Origin of the sequence: Oculatella sp. FACHB-28, assembly GCF_014696015.1 — a bacterium.
Lineage (GTDB): Bacteria > Cyanobacteriota > Cyanobacteriia > Elainellales > Elainellaceae > JAAUTN01.
This window is the reverse complement of record NZ_JACJPJ010000063.1, coordinates 31898-52156: the sequence shown is the minus strand read 5'-3', so window position 1 is coordinate 52156 and position 20259 is coordinate 31898. Positions and strand designations below refer to the sequence as shown.

The following is a 20259-nucleotide window of genomic DNA, read 5'->3' as shown; positions in this document are numbered from 1 at the left end:
TCATCGACATGACAGAACAGGGATTCTAGACTAAGCATGGGGCGGTTAGATGAGTTAAAAATTAGGTACTTTCAACTCTATCTATTTCGCCCCTCCTTATCCCGAACTCACGTTATCTAAATTGGGCAGCATCCTCGGCTCACGTTAAGTAAGTATCGCTTCATCGTAAATTTCTTATGAAGTCCTCAGTAATTTTCAGGAGATCATAAGTAATCTAGATAAAATTTTCACAGTGTTTTCCCTTATTCGGTCGATCCTTAATTCTGGTGGTGGCTGTTTAGGTCGTCCTATTAAAGGTAAGTAGGAACGGTTTAGGGAGTTAGCTATTTACTCGTCTAACTCAAATAGGATCGCCGTATCGCGGCACATAACCTGAGTAGCTAATGCCAGGAAAGACTGTGCTGTCTTCAGGGTGTACAGGAAAATCCAAAGCTTTTGCAACAGTAAGCTCAACCATTCGCGGCAAACTTCTTGGGCAAAAGCTGCATATCAGAGCCTTTACGCATTTACCTCTTCAATTCAAAGGAAAGCGATCGCCATGCCTAGAAAAACTATACTCATTCCGCTATTTGGATGGATTCCAAAATCACCAGGCGCGAAGTTGAGAGGTTTACTTTATCGAGGGTTATTCGCTGAATTAGGAAATGGCTGCGCCATTCGAGAAGGCGTAGAGTTCACTGCCCCTGAGAGCATTGAGATTGGTAGTAATGTTTTGATTGAAAGCCGAGCACGTCTTGATGCAGCCGGTGTAGATAGCAAGATTACGATTGGTAAAAAGTCTTACATCAGGCAAGACGTTCACATCAAATGTATGGGGGACAATCATCAAATTTTAATTGGAGAACAAGTCAACATTGATCGCGGGGTAGACATCAGAGGAAGTCGGGCAAACTGCCGAATTGAAATCGGTGACAGAACCTATATTGCGCCTTATGTCTGCATTGCTGGTCCCGGTCCAATTAAAATTGGTCGCTACTGCATGATTGCCTCCCATACAGGAATCTATGCTAATCAACATCGATTCACAAATTTGGAGCGTCCAATTCAGGAGCAGGGAGTGACTTGCAAAGGAATTGTAATTGAGGATAATTGCTGGATTGGCAGTGGTGCCAGGATTTTGGATGGGGTCACTATTGGTGAAGGCAGTGTGATCGGTGCAGCGGCAGTTGTGACCAAAGACATTCCCCCCTATTCCATTGCAGTGGGTGTACCCGCAAAGGTAGTTTCTAGCCGCAAGCCCAAGGAACTAGTTGCAGCACCCGCTAGCCAAGACATGCACTATCGTGATCTAAGCTATCTGCCCGCATCGCTCCAAGCTGTGGTGGCTGAGACCGAAGAAGTTTTTAAGTTAATCAGTGCCGATCGCGAGAAAGGTCTTGAGTTACTTCAGCAGCACATTAAAGCTTCTAGCCATACAGTTTTTGGAGAGTCAGAAGATTTTCTGCTACAGCATTTCCTGCACAACTTGCTGCATAGCGTCTGTCAGATGTTGGAGGTAGAGACGGCAACCGTTCTTTTAATCAGAAAAGATGAGCAACGACTAGCCATTCAAGCCACGCTTGGGTTAGAAGAGGAAATTTTAGAGAAAATTAGAATTCCGTTAGGACATGGCTTTGCAGGACAAGTTGCTGAAACGGGCGAACCTGTCGTTGTGGCAAACTTGTCGGACATTGAGGTTGTCAGCCCTGTGCTCCGCACTAAAGGGCTGATATCTATGCTAGGAGTGCCTTTACGCATTAAGGATCAGGTTTTGGGAGTCTTCCATGTTGGTACGTCCTGTCACCGTCCCTTTACCGGCGATGAGACGAGGCTCCTGAAATTTGTTGCTGACTACATCGGCTGGGCAATCGACCGTTTACAGACTTTGAAGATTGTTGCTTTGTAGCGATCGCTCTGCTCTGACAACTTAAGAATGACAGATATTGATTTCTGTCATTCGTCATGCGATACTGTTTCTATCACGACAGTGGAGAAGTCGCTATGCAAATGCGTCAGATTGGAAACAGTTCGCTATCGGCGATTGGCTTGGGCTGCATGGGCATGTCGGGTATGTATGGCCCCGCAGACCGAGAAGAGAGCATTGCAACGGTTCATGCTGCGCTAGATGCAGGAATCACGCTGCTCGATACGGGTGACTTTTATGGCATGGGACACAACGAACTGCTGCTGCACGAGGCTTTGGCTGGACGGCGGCGAGAAGAGGTGTTCATTGCGGTCAAGTTTGGGGCGATGCGATCGCCCGATGGTAATTTCATCGGGTTCGATGGTCGCCCAGCAGCCGTAAAGACTTCGCTTGCCTACACCTTGCAACGTCTGGGAACTGATTACATTGACCTTTACCAACCCGCACGGCTTGACCCAACAGTACCGATCGAGGAGACGATTGGGGCGATCGCCGAAATGGTTCAAGCTGGTTATGTGCGGCAGATTGGCTTATCAGAGGTTGGTGCAGACACAATTCGACGCGCCCATGCGGTTCACCCAATTACCTGGCTGCAAATCGAGTATTCTTTGCTAAGCCGCAGCATCGAGGCAGAAATTTTGCCAACGGTGCGAGAATTGGGCATTGGTGTCACGGCGTATGGCGTTCTCTCACGGGGGCTGTTGAGTGGTCGCTGGTCAAAGGAGCGATCGCAAACAGCACAAGATTTTCGTAGCCACCTGCCCCGCTTCTCTGGCGAAAATCTAGACCGAAATTTGACTCTGGTAGAAGCACTGCGCGAGATTGCTCAGGCTCAAGATGCAACGGTGGCGCAGGTGGCAATCGCCTGGGTCTTGGCTCAAGGCAATGACATCGTTCCGCTGATTGGAGCCCGTCGTCGCGATCGCCTCCAGGAAGCGTTAGGCGCTTTAGATCTAAACCTGAGTGCAGAACAACTATCTCAGATTGAAGCGGCAATTCCTCCGGATGCAGTAGCGGGCGACCGCTATGATGCAGGACAGATGGCTATGCTAGACAGTGAAAGACGCTAAAAGCAAATTCTTACCAAACTTGTTCAAGGGAGATAAAACCAGAATGCCATTCTGGTTTTATCTCCCTATTTAAGTTCTAATAAAGTTCGCGATCGCATAGAAACATCAGCATGAATGACTCAGCCTTGACTTCAGATCGAATCCTCGACGTAGCGGAAGATGTGTTGCGTCGCTATGGACCTAGCAAGGCAACTGTGGTAGATGTCGCACGAGTGCTAGAGGTGAGTCATGGCTCAATTTATCGACATTTTTCGAGCAAAGTTGCCCTTCGCGATGCAGTCGCCGCACGATGGCTGCACCGAGTCTCTGCACCGCTAGCCGAAATTGTGCAGGAACAAGGAACTGCGGCTGAACGGCTACATCACTGGCTAGAGCGGTTAATGTCGCTCAAGCGACAAAAAGTATTAGACGATCCAGAACTGTTTGCGACCTATCATGCGATCGCCCAGGAATCACGAGAGGTCGTTCAAGCCCACGTTGACGAGCTAGTTGGACAACTCACGCAAATTATTAAACAAGGCATTTCTAGTCAACAGTTTCAGGCTTCTGATCCGCATCAGGTCGCTAGAGCAATTTTTAGTGCGACTGCCCGGTTTCATCATCCGGCTCATGCTGCTGAGTGGAGCGATCCGGGCATTGACGCTGATTTTGCTCAAGTGTGGAGTCTGTTGCTAGCAGGTGTTACATCAAGAGATCTGGCAAAAAGCTAATTTGCAAACAGATTAATTTGTCCGTTTGCTGAAAAACTGCAAACAAGTGCGTAAATACCCTTATATTTAATTTTGATTGAGTTTGCTTGCGTTTGATGCTGCTATCTCTTCGGTGTGAGGTCAATTAATGCGCCGGGTCGCATATCTACTCGTTATTCCAGTGGTTGCCATAGGCATGGTAGCGGGTTTGTCTGTTGCTAACCCCCCCTTAGCGCTGGCTCCCCCGATCGAAACGCCCTATGCTGAGCCACCCGAACTGCCCACGGTCGAGTCGTTGGAGCAACTTTATGAGATGCGCGATCGCCTTCAGGCTGACTTGGATCAGGCTTCGGTCTTTCCCAATGGCGATGAAGCAGGAATCTTTTCGCCACCCACCGCAATGCTGCAAACGCTTCAAGCAGTAGAAATTCGGATTCAGGTTGAGGAGACGGCAAAGCAAAACTGGAACCAAGCAATTCGTCTGGCAAATCAGGCGGTTACAGCGCAGCAGCAGTCTGACGGTTCGCTAGAAGCGACAGAAAAACTTTATTCTCTCTGGAATGATTCGGTTAGCTCGCTCAAGTCGGTGCCAGAGCAATCCTTTTTGTCTCAAAACGCTAGCGAAAAGGCTGAGGAATACGAAAACTACCTGAAACTCGCTTCCTATAACTACGACACGGCTCGTTCTGGCTACCTGGAACCGATCGCTGAAAAGACGGGACTTGGCTCAGATCGAGTTCACATCACGGTCTGTCGTGCAGCCTCGCGAGAATGCCGCCGCTTGAACGGCAGCGCACCGCCCGCCAGTCCCGCCAGCCTAATCAAGGTGCCAGTGGCGATCGCCGTGATGGAAAAGGTCAATTCCGACAACATTGATCTTGATACGCCCATTTCGATTAGCCGAGGAAACTACACCGAAGACGCATCTGACGTTTGGGTGGGGGCAGAATACCCGCTACGACAAGTCCTGTTGCGGATGATCGAACACAGCAGCAACATTGCCACAAATCAGCTCATCGATTACGTAGGACGCGATCGCATCAACCAAATTTTGAGCGATCGCGGTTACCGAGTCACTCGCGTCAATACCAAACTCGTTGGCGAACGCACTTATCCAGCTAATGCCGGCGTTGGCCCAAATCAGATCAACACCGATGAACTGACTGAAATGATGGTGTCGATCTACAACAAGGAGAATCCGGGTGATGATGAGCTGATCAAGACGCTAATGAGCCAGGATGATCTGGTGCTGGGTCATCAGGGCTTACGAAACTCGAAAGCCTTCTGGATGGGCGAAAAAACTGGGCAAAACTCGAAGGCGTTAGGTACAACCGTTGCCTTTATGCTGGACGATGAATACTACGTCGTTAGCATCGTGCTAGATTACAGCGGCAATGAACGTGCTATTCGGGAAACTATTAATGCGATCGCCAACCACATTGACAAAAACGGACTTTAAGCAAGCTAGTTTCTCGTTCTGCTCGTTACCAGGCAGAGCCTTAAAACACGCATCCCCAGGTAGAACCTGGGGACGAGGGTATAGGGAAAAGATTGGCTTGTTTAAGCGCTCTGCCTAAGCCAATCGCTTTTCCAGGTATTGCCCGATCATCTGTTGCTCACCTGCGCGAGAAATGATCGTTTGGCGAGTGCGATATTGCTGACCAACCAGCTTCAGCTCCTCCTCGAACACAGAGTCTTTGTACTCGGTTCTCAGACAAAGCGTTTCTGGATTTGGGAAATAGAACTCAGCAGTAACGGGCTTAGAGGTGGCAAAGCCGCGATCGCGATATAGCACATCGCCCAGCGCACCAAATAGCGTCAATCCTTTAGACTGCTTCTTACCCGATACGGAGTCCGCACTATCCCACGTTACCTCAGCCCCACAAATCATCGAGTGGCGATCGGACAATTCATGCAAATCTGCTAGGTGAGCCAGTTCATCACAGCTCTGTTCCAGAAAGCGGATGGTGATGTTGCTAACCATCTCCTTCGTTTCGCCATCCGGTAGGGTGTAGTAGCGACGTTCTGAGCGCCACTGACCTACCGAGCGACGAAAAAAGTTGCTGATCAGCGATTCGCCTGTAGTAGTGGTAGACCTTGAAGATACAATCACCTGATTAGTTCCTTCCGTAGAATAATTTGGTCAGAAAGCGAATACAGTGTTTGGGGAAAACTGTCAGCATTCTGTTAATTTTCTTAATGTTAATCGCGCAACTCCATGATAGCAATGGTTCATAGGCAGATGTGCCATCCTCGTACACTGTGCCCAAGGGCAAGCTTGAAAGTGAGGTTAAGCTGGACTCAACTGCCTCGTCTGTAGCTCTCTTTGGTCTCGTCCGTGTCGTCCGCACAGGTCATCCATGAAGCCTTATCAAAGAATCCCGATTCTGGAATGCGGAGAGCCACTGCTCCCGATTCCGGTGGAGCTGTTTGCTGTAGAAGATCCCCACCCCTACGTCAAGTTATCTGCGCCTTATGGCGGCAAGTCTCCCTACTCTGTGCGCCAAGGTGTATTGGAAGGATTGATCAGAGCGCAAGACTATCTGCAACAGCTACATCCTCAGTGGCGTATTCAAATTTTTGATGCTTATCGCCCGATCGCCGTGCAGCAGTTTATGGTGGATTACACTTTTGCTGAAACTGTTCAAGCACAAGGCTTTCGCCTTAATCAGCTAACCCCTGAACAGCGTCAGGCGATTTTAGAACAGGTCTATCAGTTTTGGGCTGTCCCCAGTGCTGACCCAAAGATGCCTCCGCCCCACAGCACGGGAGCAGCGGTGGATGTGACGTTGGTAAACGATCAGGGCCAAGCTGTAGATATGGGTTCTCCGATTGATGAACTGTCTCCTCGCTCTTACCCTGACCATTTCATGAGTGCTTCAACCAAGGAAGATTCACGGCAGCAAAACCTGCGCGAAACCTTTCACCGCGACCGTCAGCTTCTCCGTAATGCAATGATTCGGGCTGGGTTTCGGCAGCATCCTCACGAGTGGTGGCACTTTTCTCAGGGAGATCAGATGTGGGCCTGGCTAATGGGTTTGGAAAGCCTGGACACCATGATAGTGGCTCGCTATGGTGCTGTCTGATTGCCCTATGGTGCTGTCTGATTGCCTTGTTGTGCTGGAGCTCTGCCGCTGCAGTAGCCGTTCACCTCATTGACCAGATTGGGTTCTTCAGCGATCGCCTGCTGGAGTGCATCATAAGCTTGCTGAGCAGCCTGATTGTCCTGCGCGTTTACCGCCTCAACTAGGTTGCGGGTTGAGTCGCCCGTGTTTGTGTAAAGCGTGACGAATCGTTCTTGGTAAGTTTGAAGCTGCTCATCTGTAACCTCAATTGCTTGCAGGTTTGTCTTTGCCTGGTCAGCCGTATCTGCAATTCGCAGAAAAGCGGCCGGATCGTCCGGACTGGCATTCTCGGTGATTGCCTGCACCTCGGTCACCGCTTCATTGGCAACTTCAATCAACTGATTACACTGGGCTATTTTGTTCTGGCTACAGCCGATCGCGAAAACTCCCAGTGCAGCAGACAACACAACAACAGCTCGATTACGCGAAAAGAGCATCTAGATTCTCCTGGGTATGCATCAACGGGGGCTTTAAAAATTAAACCAGGACTTAGGCAGGGATTGGGGATTGGGAATTAGGGATTGAGAATTAAAGATTGGGAATTAGGGATCGAGCTATGCATCTTGCGGATTGAGGCGCATCAGTTCCCAGGTGGTGTAGGTGCCAATCGGGCTCCACAGCAGGTAAGGCAACAACAGAGCAGATGCCCAGACAGAAATAGGCAATACCAAAATTGCCAGAATTAGTCCCAGGAAAAAGCCCGTGCCTCCAATGAAGGTTCCTGCTTTGAGGCTCTTTAGAGTCAACATCACCGAGTTGTAGGACAGGGTCACTAATTCCAACAGCAGATATAGCCCCATGAGCAGCCAAGTTTTGCGGCTACCGGGATCATGTTCCCAGACGATGTAAGCAGACCATGCGCCGCAGATAAAAACAGTCGTCCAAATCAGCGGAATCAACGGTTCAAATGTCAGCCAATAGGGACGACGCAGCCGAGCAAACCATTTAACGCCACTTGGTGGCACGATTGATCCGCCAGCTCCTCCTAAGATCAGTGCAATTCCTCCAATCACCATCCAAGATTTAATCATTATCCTCACCCTTAGCGGCACGATGCTCCGCGTTGTCTAAGCTACTGCTGTAGAGATAGCTCGAATTGCACAGCTATCTTTGCAGGTTTGAGAGGTAGCTGTAATCAATCTCTAGAGGTGTCGTAAGGATGCAGCATTGATAGATGATTTTTGTTTAGAAGCAAACTTGGAAGAATGTAACTTCTCACAAATTCAACTAGCACTCCAAGGGAATGACCTCAAAGCGATCGCAGACAGTCTCAGAGCAGCGCAGAATGATTCATACCGAATCCTTCAATGGAGTAGCGGTAGCGGTAGGGACGAAGCATTCGGTCACAATCCCTGCAACTTAATCACAATCTTCCGACCGAATGCTTCGCCCGTACATAGAAATAATAGCTCTTGACAAAGTGGCTTCCGTATCAGCAGCAACAATGCGGAAAGATGTAGGAGCAATGCGGGATGACAAAGGAGCAATGCGGAAAGATGCAGGAGCAGTCGAAAACGATTGTGGAGAAGTATGCAGCGGATTTAGGGCGATCGCTGAAGTTTTAGAAAGCCGGATAGAGGAGAGGGCGTAGCATTCGGCAAATAAACCCTGAAATAATCCAGAATTTCTGCCCGAACGCTACGCCCCTACGGGTTGCTTGTTTGGAAATAAATTGGAGGCGGATCTTCTCTTAAAAGACTTCTAGTAAACAAGATACCTGTAAGGGCAGGTTTAGCATCAGAGCTATCGCTAACTGCAAAGCTTCTGGCAAACCGCCCCTACCCAAGGGTAAATCCCTTCGTAGAAATCTTCTTAGCCAAAAATTCCGCTAAAGAATTCGATCGCTTCCTTGAGGGACGTGATAAAAGTATCAATTTCCTCGCGGGTGTTATAGAAGTAAAGACTTGCCCTAGCGGTGGACTGTGCCCCGACGTGACGGTGCAAGGGCTGGGTGCAGTGATGCCCGGCTCGGATGGCGATCCCTGCCTGATCGAGAATGGTAGACAGGTCGTGTGGGTGGACGCTTCCGGCAGTAAAGGCAGACAAGGCAGCTCTACCTTCACCTTTTGAATCTGGCTTAGGTCCATAGAGCATCAGTTCAGGAATTTGCTGAAGCTGCTGGAACAGATAGGCAGTTAGCTCGGCTTCATAGGCATGAATTTTATCCATGCCCAGGCTAGAGAGGTAATCTACAGCAGCACCGAGGGCGATCGCCTCAGCAATGGCAGGAGTTCCAGCTTCAAACTTGTGGGGCAGATCAGCATAGGTGGAATGATCAAAAAATACGTCCGCGATCATTTCGCCACCACCCAAGAAAGGAGGCATGGAACGCAGCAGGTCTAGCTTGCCGTAGAGGAAGCCGATTCCGGTAGGGGCACACATTTTGTGTCCTGATGCGACTAACCAATCACAGTCCATCGCCTGTACGTCTACAGTCATGTGCGGGACGCTCTGGCAGGCATCAATCAAAACTTTTGCACCGTAGTGGTGCGCCAGTTCCACAATTTCCTTGACTGGGTTGATGCAGCCGAGCGTATTGGAGACGTGAACGACCGAAACTAATTTGGTTTTGTCAGACAGCAGAGACTTGAAGTGTTCCAGGTCAAATTCCTGCGTTTCGGTTAGCTCAACAAACTTCAGCACGGCTCCGGTGCGCTGAGCCAGCAGTTGCCAGGGAATCAGGTTGCTGTGATGTTCCATCACGGAGAGGATGATTTCATCTCCGCGCTGCAAGTTGCTGTTGCCCCAAGCGTAAGCAACCAGGTTGATCGCTTCGCTAGCGTTGCGGGTGTAGACGATTTCCTGACGAGAGGCAGCGTTGACAAAGCTAGCCACTTTGTCTCTTGCGCCTTCGTAGGCATCCGTAGCGCGAGAACTGAGGGTATGCACGCCGCGATGCACGTTGGCGTTGTCATGCTGGTAGTAGTGCTGAAGGGCGTTCAGCACGGCCACTGGTTTTTGAGACGTGGCAGCGTTGTCCAGGTAAACGAGTGGTTTGCCGTGAATCTCCTGGTGCAGGATGGGGAAGTCGGCACGAACCTGAGCAGCGAGGGTCTTTTCTTGGGTGAAGGTCATGGATCGGGTGTGTGAGGTAGGGTGTGGGGTGTGAGGGTTAAGGGATTTGAGTTTTAAGAAAGTGGGTGAGGGTGTCCTGGAGGGAAGCGATCGCCACCTGCTCAACCACTTCGAAGGCAAAGGCGTAGACTAACAGGCTACGGGCGCTGGCTGCGTCGATGCCCCGGCTTTGCAGGTAGAAGACTTCATCGGCATCTAGCTGTCCGACGGTAGCTCCGTGGGTGCATTTGACGTTGTCTGCAACAATTTCGAGCTGAGGCTTGGTATCTACCCGTGCTTTGGGCGACAGCAGCAGGTTGCGGTTGAGCTGTCCGGCATCGGTGAGTTGGGCAGCTTGCGGCACAAATACTTTACCGTTGAATACGCCGTGAGCCTTGTCGCCAACGATGCATTTATGTAATTGGCGACTGCTGCCGTAAGGCTTGCTGTAGACGATCGCACTATGCGTATCTGACAGTTGATCTTGCAGGGCTATCGTCAGTCCGTTTAAGTAAGTTTCCGTCTGCTCCCCAGTCTGGAAAATCTCCGGATTGTGACGAGAAACCTTTCCACCTAAACTGATAGCAGTGCAGGTGTAGCGTGAATCCCTTGCCTGAGAGACTGCCGTTTTGCCGATGTGAAAAGCGGCTTTGCTTTCACGCTGAATGCGGGAGTGATTGACTTGGGCATTGGACTCTACCCACACTTCAGTGACGGAGTTAGTGAAATAAACGCCTTCGTCCAGTCCAACGTACTCCTCAACCAGTGTTACGGCACTGTTAGGTTCAGCCACGACCAAACAGCGAGGCTGGGAAAAAGCTGGGGAAGCGGCTGCGGTTGAGAGAAACAGTAGGTGAATCGGAGTCTCTACCACCAAGTTTTTGGGTGCCCAAATAATCGCAGCATCGGTAAGGTTTGCCGTATTTAGCGCAGTGAAAAGTTCTGCGGCTCCTGGCTGTTTACCTAAATAGTGAGAGAGGCGAGACTGAAGGGCAATCGCCTCTTCCTGCTTCCCTGCCAACAATTCTGATAAGCTGCCCACATACAAATCCTTGGGCAACCCTTTCACCGAGGATAGGTGTGGCTGATACACGCCATTCACAAATACCAGTCGGCTCTCTGCGGCTTCAGGTAATGTAAAAGGTGCAATTTGCTCTGAGCTAACCGAGGACTGAGAAGTGCGTGCCTCAAAGTTAACCTGTAGCAGTGAGGATAGATCCGTAAATCGCCACTCCTCATCGCGAGTTGTGGGAAATGCCTGCTCTTGAATCAGCAATTTGGACTGAGACCGGAGCGATCGCAACAGCTCTAAATCCGTCTCCGGGCTACCCGTTTGCTCTAGCAGGCGCAATAGATAGCTGTCGCGGTTAAGAGGCGATCGCTGCATTACCTCGTTATTACTCGAAGAAACCTGAATACTCATCGTCCTGCCACCTCAGCCGCTTCTGCCTCTAGCACCCAGTCATAGCCCCTGCTCTCCAGTTCATGAGCCAACTCCTTCGTGCCTGTGGTGACAATTCTGCCGCCTTCCATCACATGTACAAAGTCAGGCTCAATGTAGTTGAGCAAGCGCTGATAGTGAGTAATCAAAATCGTTGCATTATCTGGCTTAGCAAGCTGGTTTACCCCATTGGCGACAATCTTTAGTGCGTCAATGTCTAAACCAGAATCCGTCTCATCCAGAATCGCTAGCTTTGGCTCTAGCATTGCCATTTGCAAGATCTCATTACGCTTTTTCTCACCACCCGAAAAGCCTTCGTTGACGCTGCGACCAAGGAAGCTAGGATTCATCTTGACGACTTCTAACCGTTCTCGCACCAACTCATCAAAGTCAAATGCATCCAGTTCTTCTAAACCTTGATGCTTATGACGGGAATTGTAGGCAACTCGGAGAAAGTCCAAGTTACTCACGCCAGGAATTTCTAACGGATACTGGAATGCCAGAAAAACGCCCGATCGCGCTCGATCTTCTGGCTCTAACTCCAGCAGATTTTCGCCCTGAAACAGGATTTCTCCACCCGTTACGTCATAGCTCGGATGCCCTGCCAACACTTTGGAAAACGTGCTTTTACCGGAACCGTTTGGACCCATGATGGCGTGGATTTCTCCTGCCTTGACTTCCAAATTTAGCCCTTTCAAAATCTGATTGCCATCTACTTCAGCCGTCAGATCTCGCACTGAAAGAATCACTTCACTGTTTTCAATAATCACGCTAAAAACCCCTCATCGACTGCCATTCGTTCAACTAAGTAAATTCAATAAATCTATGACTAGCTCACCTATAGCTGACTAATCCGCTTCAAAATTCTGAATACGTCATAGAGTCCATTTGTCCGATTTAGAATGCCGAATTGATCGGAAGTTGCGTATTGAGGCACTTCTCCTTGCACCAGCTTGACGAACGTAAATGTACTGCCAGTTGCAATTAAACCAAATCCTGGTTTGTCTGGATTGGGGTTAGCTAACATGTAAGCTAAAAGCTGTGCCAAACCTGCGTCTGTGGAGAAGGAAAACTCCTTTGACTCGATCGCCATTAGCCAAAACTGCTCTTTCAGCAGCAAGATATCGATCTGCCCACGAACAATTACGCCTTCATCTTCAGCTTGAATTTCAACTGACTTCTCAGCTTTGATGTGAAAAGGCGGAAGATAAAAATCTGCCAGAAACAATAGCGGACCCAGGACAGAAATTTGAACTGCTTTTTCCAAAACAGGTGGATAGTTTAGCAAGTTCAAATAACCTGCTTTCACCTTGTCTAGAAACTGCCTTTCAACATCTGTAATTTCGGGTAATCCTACTTGCCATTCCCTAAAGAACTGCTCATCTTGAGCTAACTCCAACTTGAAGTGATCAATCAGGTGACGCAGATCAATTGTTCTTGCTTGTAAGGTCTGAACCATCTTGCCAACTCACTTCAGAAACTTTCGGGCAATGTCGGGACTTTTAGGATTGACAATCAGCACTTCTCGTTTTGGGTCAACTAATACATCCAAATCTTGCATCGGGTGCGCTCCAAGTAAGACATCTGGTGAGTTCGGTACTACAATCGCGTACTCAACTGTCTTTCGATTCTCAAACCTGAGTTCTACTGGCCCAACTACATCAAACTGAGCCACAGAGCCATCCGCTAACTCTGCCTGCTGCTCATCAACTTTTGGTAGATCCAAATAGTCTCTAATGGCTGGAGTGATTGACAGCATCGAGGCACCACTATCTACTAAAGCTCTGACGATTATCCGTCTAACTCGGTTCTCTGGGATGTAACCCTCACGAAAAAGAGCCAGATCATCCCCACGAGTCAATTCAATTTCAGCGTAAGTGATGCCCATTGTTGCTGATCTCACTTAGCCAACGCTGCCTTCTAGTTTCAGGCTTAATAGGCGATCGGCTTCGACGGCAAACTCCATTGGCAACTGGTTAAACACATCCTTGCAGAAGCCGCTGATCATCATTGAGATTGCGTCTTCCAAAGAGATGCCCCGTTGAGAGAAGTAGAAGAGCTGGTCTTCTCCAATCTTGGAGGTAGAGGCTTCATGTTCTACTTTGGCGGTGTTGTTTTGCACCTGAATATAAGGGAAGGTGTTTGCTCCAGCAGTATCGCCAATCAGCATGGAGTCGCACTGAGAATAGTTGCGAGCGCCTTCGGCTTTAGGTCCAATTTTGACCAGACCCCGGTAGCTATTTTGCGATCGCCCTGCCGAGATTCCCTTCGAGACAATCGTGCTGCGGGTATTCTTGCCGATATGCACCATCTTGGTGCCCGTATCTGCCTGCTGCATATTATTAGTGAGTGCAACAGAGTAGAACTCACCGACTGAGTTATCCCCTACCAGCACACAGCTTGGATACTTCCAGGTGATTGCAGATCCGGTTTCTACCTGTGTCCAGGAAATCTTGGAGTTTACGCCCTGGCACAAACCGCGCTTGGTGACAAAGTTATAAATGCCGCCTTTGCCGTTTTCATCGCCAGCAAACCAGTTTTGCACAGTGGAATATTTGATTTCGGCATTATCCAATGCCACCAATTCCACTACAGCCGCGTGAAGCTGGTTGGTGTCAAACATGGGAGCCGTACAGCCCTCCAGGTAGCTCACCGAACTGCCTTCTTCGGCAACGATCAGCGTCCGCTCAAACTGTCCCGAATCGCCGTTGTTGATTCGGAAGTAGGTGGACAACTCCATCGGACATTTAGTGTTCTTAGGAATGTAGACAAAAGAGCCATCGCTGAATACGGCTGAATTCAACGCTGCGTAATAGTTATCGCCTACAGGAACCACACTGCCCAGGTACTTCTTCACCAGGTCGGGATGGTGCTGGAGCGCCTCTGAGATCGAGCAGAAAATCACGCCCTCTTCAGCCAGCTTTTCCTTAAACGTGGTAGCGACAGAAACGCTATCAAAAATTGCGTCAACTGCCACGTTCGACAACCGCTTTTGCTCAGATAAAGGAATGCCCAGCTTCTCAAAGGTTTCCAACAGCGTCGGGTCAACCTCATCCAGACTGCCCAGCTTGTCTTTCTTCTTGGGCGCTGAGTAGTAAACAATATTTTGGTAGTCAATCGGTGGATATTTCACCTGGGGCCAGGTTGGCTCAGTCATCTTAAGCCACTGACGATAAGCTTTTAGGCGAAACTCCAGCATGAACTCTGGCTCTTGCTTTTTCGCTGAAATCAAACGAATCACATCTTCGCTTAGCCCACGTGGAATCGACTCCGACTCAATATCCGTGACGAAGCCGTACTTGTAAGGCTGGTTAACTAAGGATCTAACCGTTGCAGTCATCGGGGGTGTTCTCTCTCAACAAACAATTAGTATTGGCTAGTCGTAGCCCGGATTTCCTCAAAGGTAATTTCTTGTTGGTCGCCTGCGAAGTCGTTATCCGGGGTTAGAAATAACATGCAGTGGCACTCTTTGCGCTCTCGCATGGGCACACAGGGACAGTTCCAGTAGGCGGCAGCGGCTTCTGCCTCTTTATCTTCGTAGTGACGGCACGGACAGAGGGGCGCACCCAGATCATCTTTATGCTTGGCTAGCCCTTCGATCACGACAGCAGTCACACCCAGGTCGGCACAGAAATATGTGCCAGTCCGTTTGGCATAGGTTTCAGAAAAGTGCCGCATGGCTTCGAGGCTCTTTTCGGTGGCTTGGGTAGGTTTCTCAGATGGATTCATTTGATAAAGCGACAGGTCAGCCGAATAATTCTATAATTAAAACAACATTTTTGTTGCTTAACTTTATTGTAGGGTACTTTAGCAACATCAAAGTTGTCAAAGTCTATTTTAGGCTTTAAATTGATTTGTCTCAGCACTCCGTTAGGAAGACGATGGCAACCACGCAGGAACCTTCCACTAAACAAGACATCCTGAACTATCTGCTAAAGCAAAGTCAGGCTAGCGCTCAGGAATTGGCTGGCGCGCTCAACGTCAGTCCACAAGCGATTCGCCGTCACTTAAAGGATTTAGAGTCCGATGGCTTAATTGAGCATGAGGCGATCCAGGCGAGTATGGGTCGTCCTAATTTTGTTTATCACTTGAGTCGGGAAGGGCGCGATCGCCTGCCTGACCGCTACGACGAATTTGCCCTCTCCCTGCTCAACACCCTGGCAGAAACCGTTGGACACGACCAGGTCGGCACCATTCTACGCAAACAGTGGGAGCGCAAAGCTGAGGAATATCGAGAGCGATTGGGGACAGGCTCGATCGCCGAACGGGTTGCGAACCTGGTCAAGCTGCGTCAAGCAGAAGGCTACATGGCAGAGTGGTATGCCGTTGACGATTCAGAGAGTGCTGCTAATTCTAAATTCATCGTCACTGAATATAACTGTGCAATTTCTCATATTGCCGAGTCCTTCCCCAGCGTGTGTGGGCATGAGCTAGAAATGTTTGCAGCGGCATTGCAAGATTGCATCGTTGAGCGGACTCACTGGTTGGTCAATGGTGAGCATCGCTGTGGTTATTTGATTCAGGGAAAATAGCAGTATGAATGATTCGCCAGAACCAATGCAGTTCTTAACGCCAGAGGAATCGGCTGAGGTCGATCAGGCTTTGCTGACTTCGCGGGATAAGTTTTTGACGCGGGTGGCAATCTATTCACTGCGATCGCTCAAACAGCTTTCTCAACAAACTGGGCTAGCGGTTGAAAACATCACAGCTCAACAAATTGCCGACTGGGTTGAAAACGATGAGAGCCTGCGGCGAGAAGCAGCCGCAAATGAGTCTTTTGGACAGTTTTTTACGCAACTGGTGTTGTCCTCACTCAAACCGTTACGTCAAGTTGCAGAGAGTGAGGGAAAGGCGATCGCCGAGCTCACACCCTCTCAGGTCATTGCCTGGTTTGAGCAAGAAGCAAAAGCCAAAGTTGGACAGGAGCTAAACTCACAACAACCAGACGGTTAGAAGCTGCATTAGCTCAATAACCAATCACCAAAAACCAGTAACCAAAAACTAATGATTAACGATCAGTAACCAATGCCACAATTGCTCCCACCAAAACACCTGGTTCAACAGGTTTAGCGATGTGCTGGTCAAACCCAGCTGAGCGAGCAAGCTGCTGATCTTGTTCGCTGGCGTGGGCGGTGAGCGCGATCGCCGGAAGCTGTCTGCCCTGATCCGGGGCTAAATTTCTGACCTGGCGGATCAACTCATATCCATCCACATTCGCCATGCCGATGTCACTGAGCAACAGATCTGGCTGAACGGCGGCGATCGCATCTAGAGCGGCCCGAGCGGAGGCAACTGCAAACACCGTTGCGCCGTATTTTTCTAGCATGAAGGTCAGAAATTCGCGGGTATCTGCTTCGTCATCTACTACCAAAATTTTTAGGTTCTGCAAACTGGGGAATGGCTCAGACCGTTTAATGGGCGCTCGGATTTCTGGGGCAGAAGCCATCAGTGGAATTCGCACAGTAAATGTTGCCCCTTGCTCTTCGCCAGGGCTGACTGCGGTAACGGTGCCACCGTGCAATTCAACCAGGTGCCGCACGATTGCCAGCCCGATTCCCAGTCCGCCGTGCCGCCGAGTGATGGAGCCGTCCGCCTGCCGAAAATAATCAAAAATGTAGGGCAAGAAATCAGCGCGGATGCCTTTACCCGTGTCGCTTACCTGAATTTGGGCATGAGTGTCACTGCACCCCAGCCGAATCGTCACCCGTCCACCTTCAGTCGTGAACTTAATTGCATTGGACAGCAAATTCCAAATGACCTGCTGAAGCCGATTTGCGTCGCCTATCACCCAATATTGGGAAGGTTGAATGTTGAGTTTTGAGTTTTGAGTTTTGAAGGAATCCAGCATTTCATCCGCTGGATGACTCGCCGTGGACTCCAATCCAAAATCTGTAATCCAAAACCTAAAATCGATCGATTTTGCATCGGCTGCAAGCTGCATCGTTTCCATAGCTGCCTCAATCACAGGCACCAGGTTCACTGGAGAAACATCAAGGCTGAGTTTGCCGCGCAAAATTCGAGAAATGTCTAGCAAATCTTCGATCAGCTGCGTTTGCAAATTAGCGTTGCGTTCAATCGTTTCAACCGCACGAGCGACGGTGGAAGGATCGAGGTGACGGGTTCGCAGCAGTTTTGCCCAACCTAAAATCGGGTTAAGGGGCGATCGCAATTCATGGGAAAGAATCGCCAAAAACTCATCCTTGGCACGGTTTGCCGCCTCTGCCTCTGCCCGCGCTGCCTGCTCCCGTGCCAGCAGTTCTTCTCGCTCTACCTCCGCCTGCTTGAGTGCGTGAATGTCAGTAGCAGAGCCAATCCAACGGATCAGGTTACCTGCATTGTCTTTGAGCGGCACTGCTCGACCCATAAACCAGCGATATTCACCATCGTGTCGTTGTAGCCGCAGTTCCACCTCAAATGGCTCTTTGGACTGTTTGGCTTGCCTCCACCGTCGTCGATGGGCACGAAGATCATCTGGGTGAATCAGTTGCGCCACAGCACCCGATTGATTGAGTTGATCCAGTCGGGTGCCTGTGTAGTCAACCCAGCGCAAGTTAACATAATCGACCTGCTCATTTGCACCAGCAGACCAGACAAAATCAGGCACCGCCTCTCCTAATGTGCGGTAGAGCAATTCACTTGCCTGAAGCGCCTCTTCTGCCCATTTGCGTTCGCTGATGTCTTCGACAATTCCGGCAATGCGATACAGGTTGCCTTGAGGGTCGTAGATCGGAAAGATTCGTTTATGCACCCAGCGAGTTTCGCCATTTGGTTGGACAACGCGAAACTGTTCGTCAAACTCGGCTCGCGCAAACCCCGTCAGTGCTGCTCGAATCCGCGCCTGGTCGTCAGGATGAATGGCATCAAGCCAGCCCTGAGGATTTGCGTAAAGCTGCTGAGGCGATCGCCCCCAAACCTTCTCATAGGCAGGGCTGACGTAAATTACTTGTCCTGGGGAAACATCGTTGAATTCCTCGTAAATAAAGAAGACAACATCAATGTTTTCAGCCAGTTGCCGGAATCGTTCCTCACTTTCTCGCAGAATTTGTTCTGCCTGTTTCCGTTCAGTAATATTTGTCGCGGCTCCGGTCAGCCCTACTACATTCCCCCCTGGACTGCGGAGGGGCTCCAACGCCACATCATAAGTCGTGATTTGCCCGTTGATTTCTATCTCTACCTCGGTACGTGCCCGGATTCCTTGCTCAATTACCGATCGCTTAATTGCTGTAACCCGCTCTGCAGTTTCTAATGGCAAAATCTCTCGATCGGTTTTACCCAGAATGAACTCGGCCGCCATATCCGGGTGAGGATTATAGATCCAGTTGTGACGCAGCTCTAAATCTTGGGAAAAAACAATAATCGAGCTTCCCTGAAGCGCCACCCGAAAACGTTCTTCACTTTTACGCAGCGCCTCTTGAGTCTGTTTGCGATCGGTAACATTTTTGAAATACAGCGAAAATCCATTGTTTGAAGGATAGCCCCGAACGCTAAACCAGGCGTTAAAAGGTGGGTAGTAGCCTTCATCCTCAACGGTAATTCCCTCTGACATGGCTTGCTTGCAAAGCCGACCAAAGTTAGTGTGTTCCAAGTCTGGAAACTCTGCCCAGACATTTTTGCCTAATAGTGCTTCACGAGTGCAGCCGAGATTTCGCGCTCCCTCCGCATTGATGTAGGTAAACCGCCACTCTCGATCGACTGCAACAAACCCGTCCGTAATGCTTTCAAGAATTTGAGAGACTTGCTCTCTGGCACTTTCTGCCTCCGAGCGAGCGGCTTGTTCTCGCCTGAGCAACTCATCCTTCTCTAAATTAGAGTTTTCTAAACAGGCGTTTGCTTCAGAGAGGGAATGATTGAGTCGAATCAACTGCTCGGACATCTGCGCTCGGGCTTCATATTCGCTCAGACGCACCCGCTCAACTGCCAACGCTACTTGACTGGCAGCTCGTTCGGTGATGGCCGTGCCTACCAGTAAACCTACCGCACACTGTACGAGCAGACTCAGCGTGTGAACACTCAACACCTCTTCAGGAATCGGAAACTGGTCTAGCGCGAAGGCATCCCCGTAGCTCAGCAAATAAGACAGGAATGTCACCAGTACACAGAAGCTGGAGGTGAGAATTCCACCTGTTGCCCCAAATCGAGTTGCTGCCCACACGATTGGCACAAAACTGAGAAACGAAAATTGCTGAAACACCAAAACCGCTTCACCCGTTTTCCAAACGGTCAGTAAAGCTGTACTGATCAGCACAGCGAGAATCGGAAGAGCTTCTAGCCAAAAACTCCGATAACGGGGAAGCTGCAAGAGGTGTACGGGGTCAGATGAGTTGGCAGACGAAAGCAATCCCCGTTGCTGCAATAGAGGAGTTAATAAAAGCAGCAAGGCGGGGGTAACCGAGAAAGCCCCCAGTGCGTTACCTAGCCACCACAACACAATGCCCTGGGAGAAGCTAGTTTCTGGCAATCTCTGCAATGCGCCTAAAAGTAAGCTACTGAGTAGGGCTGTAAGAATGCAGGCTGAAAGCGGCACGCTGAGAATGAAGGCAGCTGCATCTTTGAGTCGTTTAAGCGTAAGCGAACCTTGCCAAGCGTAGCGATAAAGCATCCAGGCAACCAGCGGCTCAACTGCATCTGCGGCTCCAACTAAGCTGCTCCAGCCTGTGTGTCCCCACAGCGGCGCAACCATAATGCCGGCTGCACCTGCCAGAATTGCACCAATCGGGCCAAACCAAAAAGTGAGAGCGATCGCCACTCCCGATGGCACAAACCAAAGAGAAAGCGAGGGCTGAACCCGATAAACCAACGCGATCCAGTGAGCCGCGAACAACGCCAAAATCCCTACTAAAACTACAATCCACCAGCGGTGCTGATTCGCAGGAGCGGTATTTGGAGAAGAAAGCATAGGATTCCAAGGGGCGCGACTGCTGAGCTAGATTTATTTGGCGATGTTCCGACACAAAGTCGTCAGCGCCTCGCTACCTCT

The 20259-nt window shown here is 49.8% G+C and carries 19 protein-coding genes; 8 read left to right on the top strand and 11 right to left on the bottom strand.

Annotated features, from left to right (window positions below; translation table 11 throughout):
• Nucleotides 1–538: 538 nt before the first annotated feature.
• The 4 genes from H6F88_RS34015 (at nt 539) to H6F88_RS13510 (ending at nt 5121) form a co-directional block, all read left to right on the top strand.
• Nucleotides 539–1885 carry a GAF domain-containing protein gene (locus tag H6F88_RS34015; protein WP_190643273.1) on the top strand — a complete coding sequence of 449 codons (1347 nt, stop codon included), beginning with the start codon at nt 539–541 and terminating at the stop codon, nt 1883–1885.
• A 95-nt stretch (nt 1886–1980) separates the two neighbouring features.
• Nucleotides 1981–2973, top strand: coding sequence for an aldo/keto reductase (locus H6F88_RS13520; protein WP_190643279.1), 993 nt, complete (start codon nt 1981–1983; stop codon nt 2971–2973).
• Between the two features lie 110 nt (nt 2974–3083).
• Nucleotides 3084–3683 (top strand): TetR family transcriptional regulator, encoded by a 600-nt coding sequence (locus H6F88_RS13515; protein WP_190643272.1) that lies wholly within the window; start codon nt 3084–3086, stop codon nt 3681–3683.
• A 127-nt stretch (nt 3684–3810) separates the two neighbouring features.
• Complete coding sequence (locus H6F88_RS13510) at nt 3811–5121, top strand: serine hydrolase (RefSeq protein ID WP_190643271.1); 1311 nt, start codon at nt 3811–3813, stop codon at nt 5119–5121.
• Between the two features lie 114 nt (nt 5122–5235).
• Here H6F88_RS13510 and H6F88_RS13505 read toward each other — a convergent pair whose 3' ends face one another.
• Nucleotides 5236–5775 (bottom strand): phycobiliprotein lyase, encoded by a 540-nt coding sequence (locus H6F88_RS13505; protein WP_347277698.1) that lies wholly within the window; start codon nt 5773–5775, stop codon nt 5236–5238.
• Between the two features lie 247 nt (nt 5776–6022).
• On the opposite strand from H6F88_RS13505, the gene H6F88_RS13500 reads away from it, so the two are divergent.
• On the top strand, nt 6023–6748 hold the full coding sequence (locus tag H6F88_RS13500; protein WP_190643270.1) for a M15 family metallopeptidase: 726 nt from the start codon (nt 6023–6025) through the stop codon (nt 6746–6748).
• A 5-nt stretch (nt 6749–6753) separates the two neighbouring features.
• On the opposite strand, the gene H6F88_RS13495 is transcribed toward H6F88_RS13500, so the two are convergent.
• On the bottom strand, nt 6754–7224 hold the full coding sequence (locus H6F88_RS13495) for a hypothetical protein (RefSeq protein WP_190643269.1): 471 nt from the start codon (nt 7222–7224) through the stop codon (nt 6754–6756).
• A 117-nt stretch (nt 7225–7341) separates the two neighbouring features.
• Nucleotides 7342–7818: a TspO/MBR family protein gene (locus H6F88_RS13490; protein ID WP_190643268.1), complete on the bottom strand. Its 477-nt coding sequence runs from the start codon at nt 7816–7818 to the stop codon at nt 7342–7344.
• 389 nt (nt 7819–8207) lie between these two features.
• On the opposite strand from H6F88_RS13490, the gene H6F88_RS13485 reads away from it, so the two are divergent.
• Entirely contained in the window at nt 8208–8378 is a 171-nt protein-coding gene (locus H6F88_RS13485) for a hypothetical protein (RefSeq protein ID WP_190643267.1), read from the top strand.
• Nucleotides 8379–8599: 221 nt separating this feature from the next.
• On the opposite strand, the gene H6F88_RS13480 is transcribed toward H6F88_RS13485, so the two are convergent.
• The 7 genes from H6F88_RS13480 to H6F88_RS13450 form a co-directional block, all read right to left on the bottom strand.
• Complete coding sequence (locus tag H6F88_RS13480; RefSeq protein WP_190643266.1) at nt 8600–9862, bottom strand: SufS family cysteine desulfurase; 1263 nt, start codon at nt 9860–9862, stop codon at nt 8600–8602.
• A 37-nt stretch (nt 9863–9899) separates the two neighbouring features.
• Nucleotides 9900–11264, bottom strand: a complete 1365-nt coding sequence (sufD, locus tag H6F88_RS13475) for a Fe-S cluster assembly protein SufD (protein ID WP_190643265.1) — start codon at nt 11262–11264, stop codon at nt 9900–9902.
• Entirely contained in the window at nt 11261–12052 is a 792-nt protein-coding gene (gene sufC / locus H6F88_RS13470; protein WP_190643264.1) for a Fe-S cluster assembly ATPase SufC, read from the bottom strand. The genes sufD and sufC overlap by 4 nt, the downstream gene beginning before the upstream one ends.
• Nucleotides 12053–12120: 68 nt before the next feature.
• Complete coding sequence (locus H6F88_RS13465; protein ID WP_190643263.1) at nt 12121–12741, bottom strand: restriction endonuclease subunit R; 621 nt, start codon at nt 12739–12741, stop codon at nt 12121–12123.
• A 9-nt stretch (nt 12742–12750) separates the two neighbouring features.
• Nucleotides 12751–13185: a retroviral-like aspartic protease family protein gene (locus H6F88_RS13460; protein WP_190643262.1), complete on the bottom strand. Its 435-nt coding sequence runs from the start codon at nt 13183–13185 to the stop codon at nt 12751–12753.
• The gene (gene sufB, locus H6F88_RS13455) at nt 13186–14622 is read right to left on the bottom strand and encodes a Fe-S cluster assembly protein SufB (RefSeq protein ID WP_190643261.1); all 1437 of its coding nucleotides are present in this window, start codon (nt 14620–14622) and stop codon (nt 13186–13188) included. It abuts the gene before it with no gap.
• Between the two features lie 26 nt (nt 14623–14648).
• Complete coding sequence (locus H6F88_RS13450) at nt 14649–15011, bottom strand: ferredoxin-thioredoxin reductase catalytic domain-containing protein (RefSeq protein WP_190643260.1); 363 nt, start codon at nt 15009–15011, stop codon at nt 14649–14651.
• 152 nt (nt 15012–15163) lie between these two features.
• On the opposite strand from H6F88_RS13450, the gene sufR reads away from it, so the two are divergent.
• Nucleotides 15164–15814, top strand: coding sequence for an iron-sulfur cluster biosynthesis transcriptional regulator SufR (gene sufR, locus H6F88_RS13445; RefSeq protein WP_190643259.1), 651 nt, complete (start codon nt 15164–15166; stop codon nt 15812–15814).
• A 4-nt stretch (nt 15815–15818) separates the two neighbouring features.
• Nucleotides 15819–16235: a hypothetical protein gene (locus H6F88_RS13440; RefSeq protein WP_190643258.1), complete on the top strand. Its 417-nt coding sequence runs from the start codon at nt 15819–15821 to the stop codon at nt 16233–16235.
• Nucleotides 16236–16290: 55 nt separating this feature from the next.
• Here H6F88_RS13440 and H6F88_RS13435 read toward each other — a convergent pair whose 3' ends face one another.
• A complete protein-coding gene (locus H6F88_RS13435; RefSeq protein WP_190643257.1) occupies nt 16291–20178 on the bottom strand; it encodes a PAS domain S-box protein in 3888 nt (1295 codons plus the stop codon).
• Nucleotides 20179–20259 lie beyond the last annotated feature (81 nt).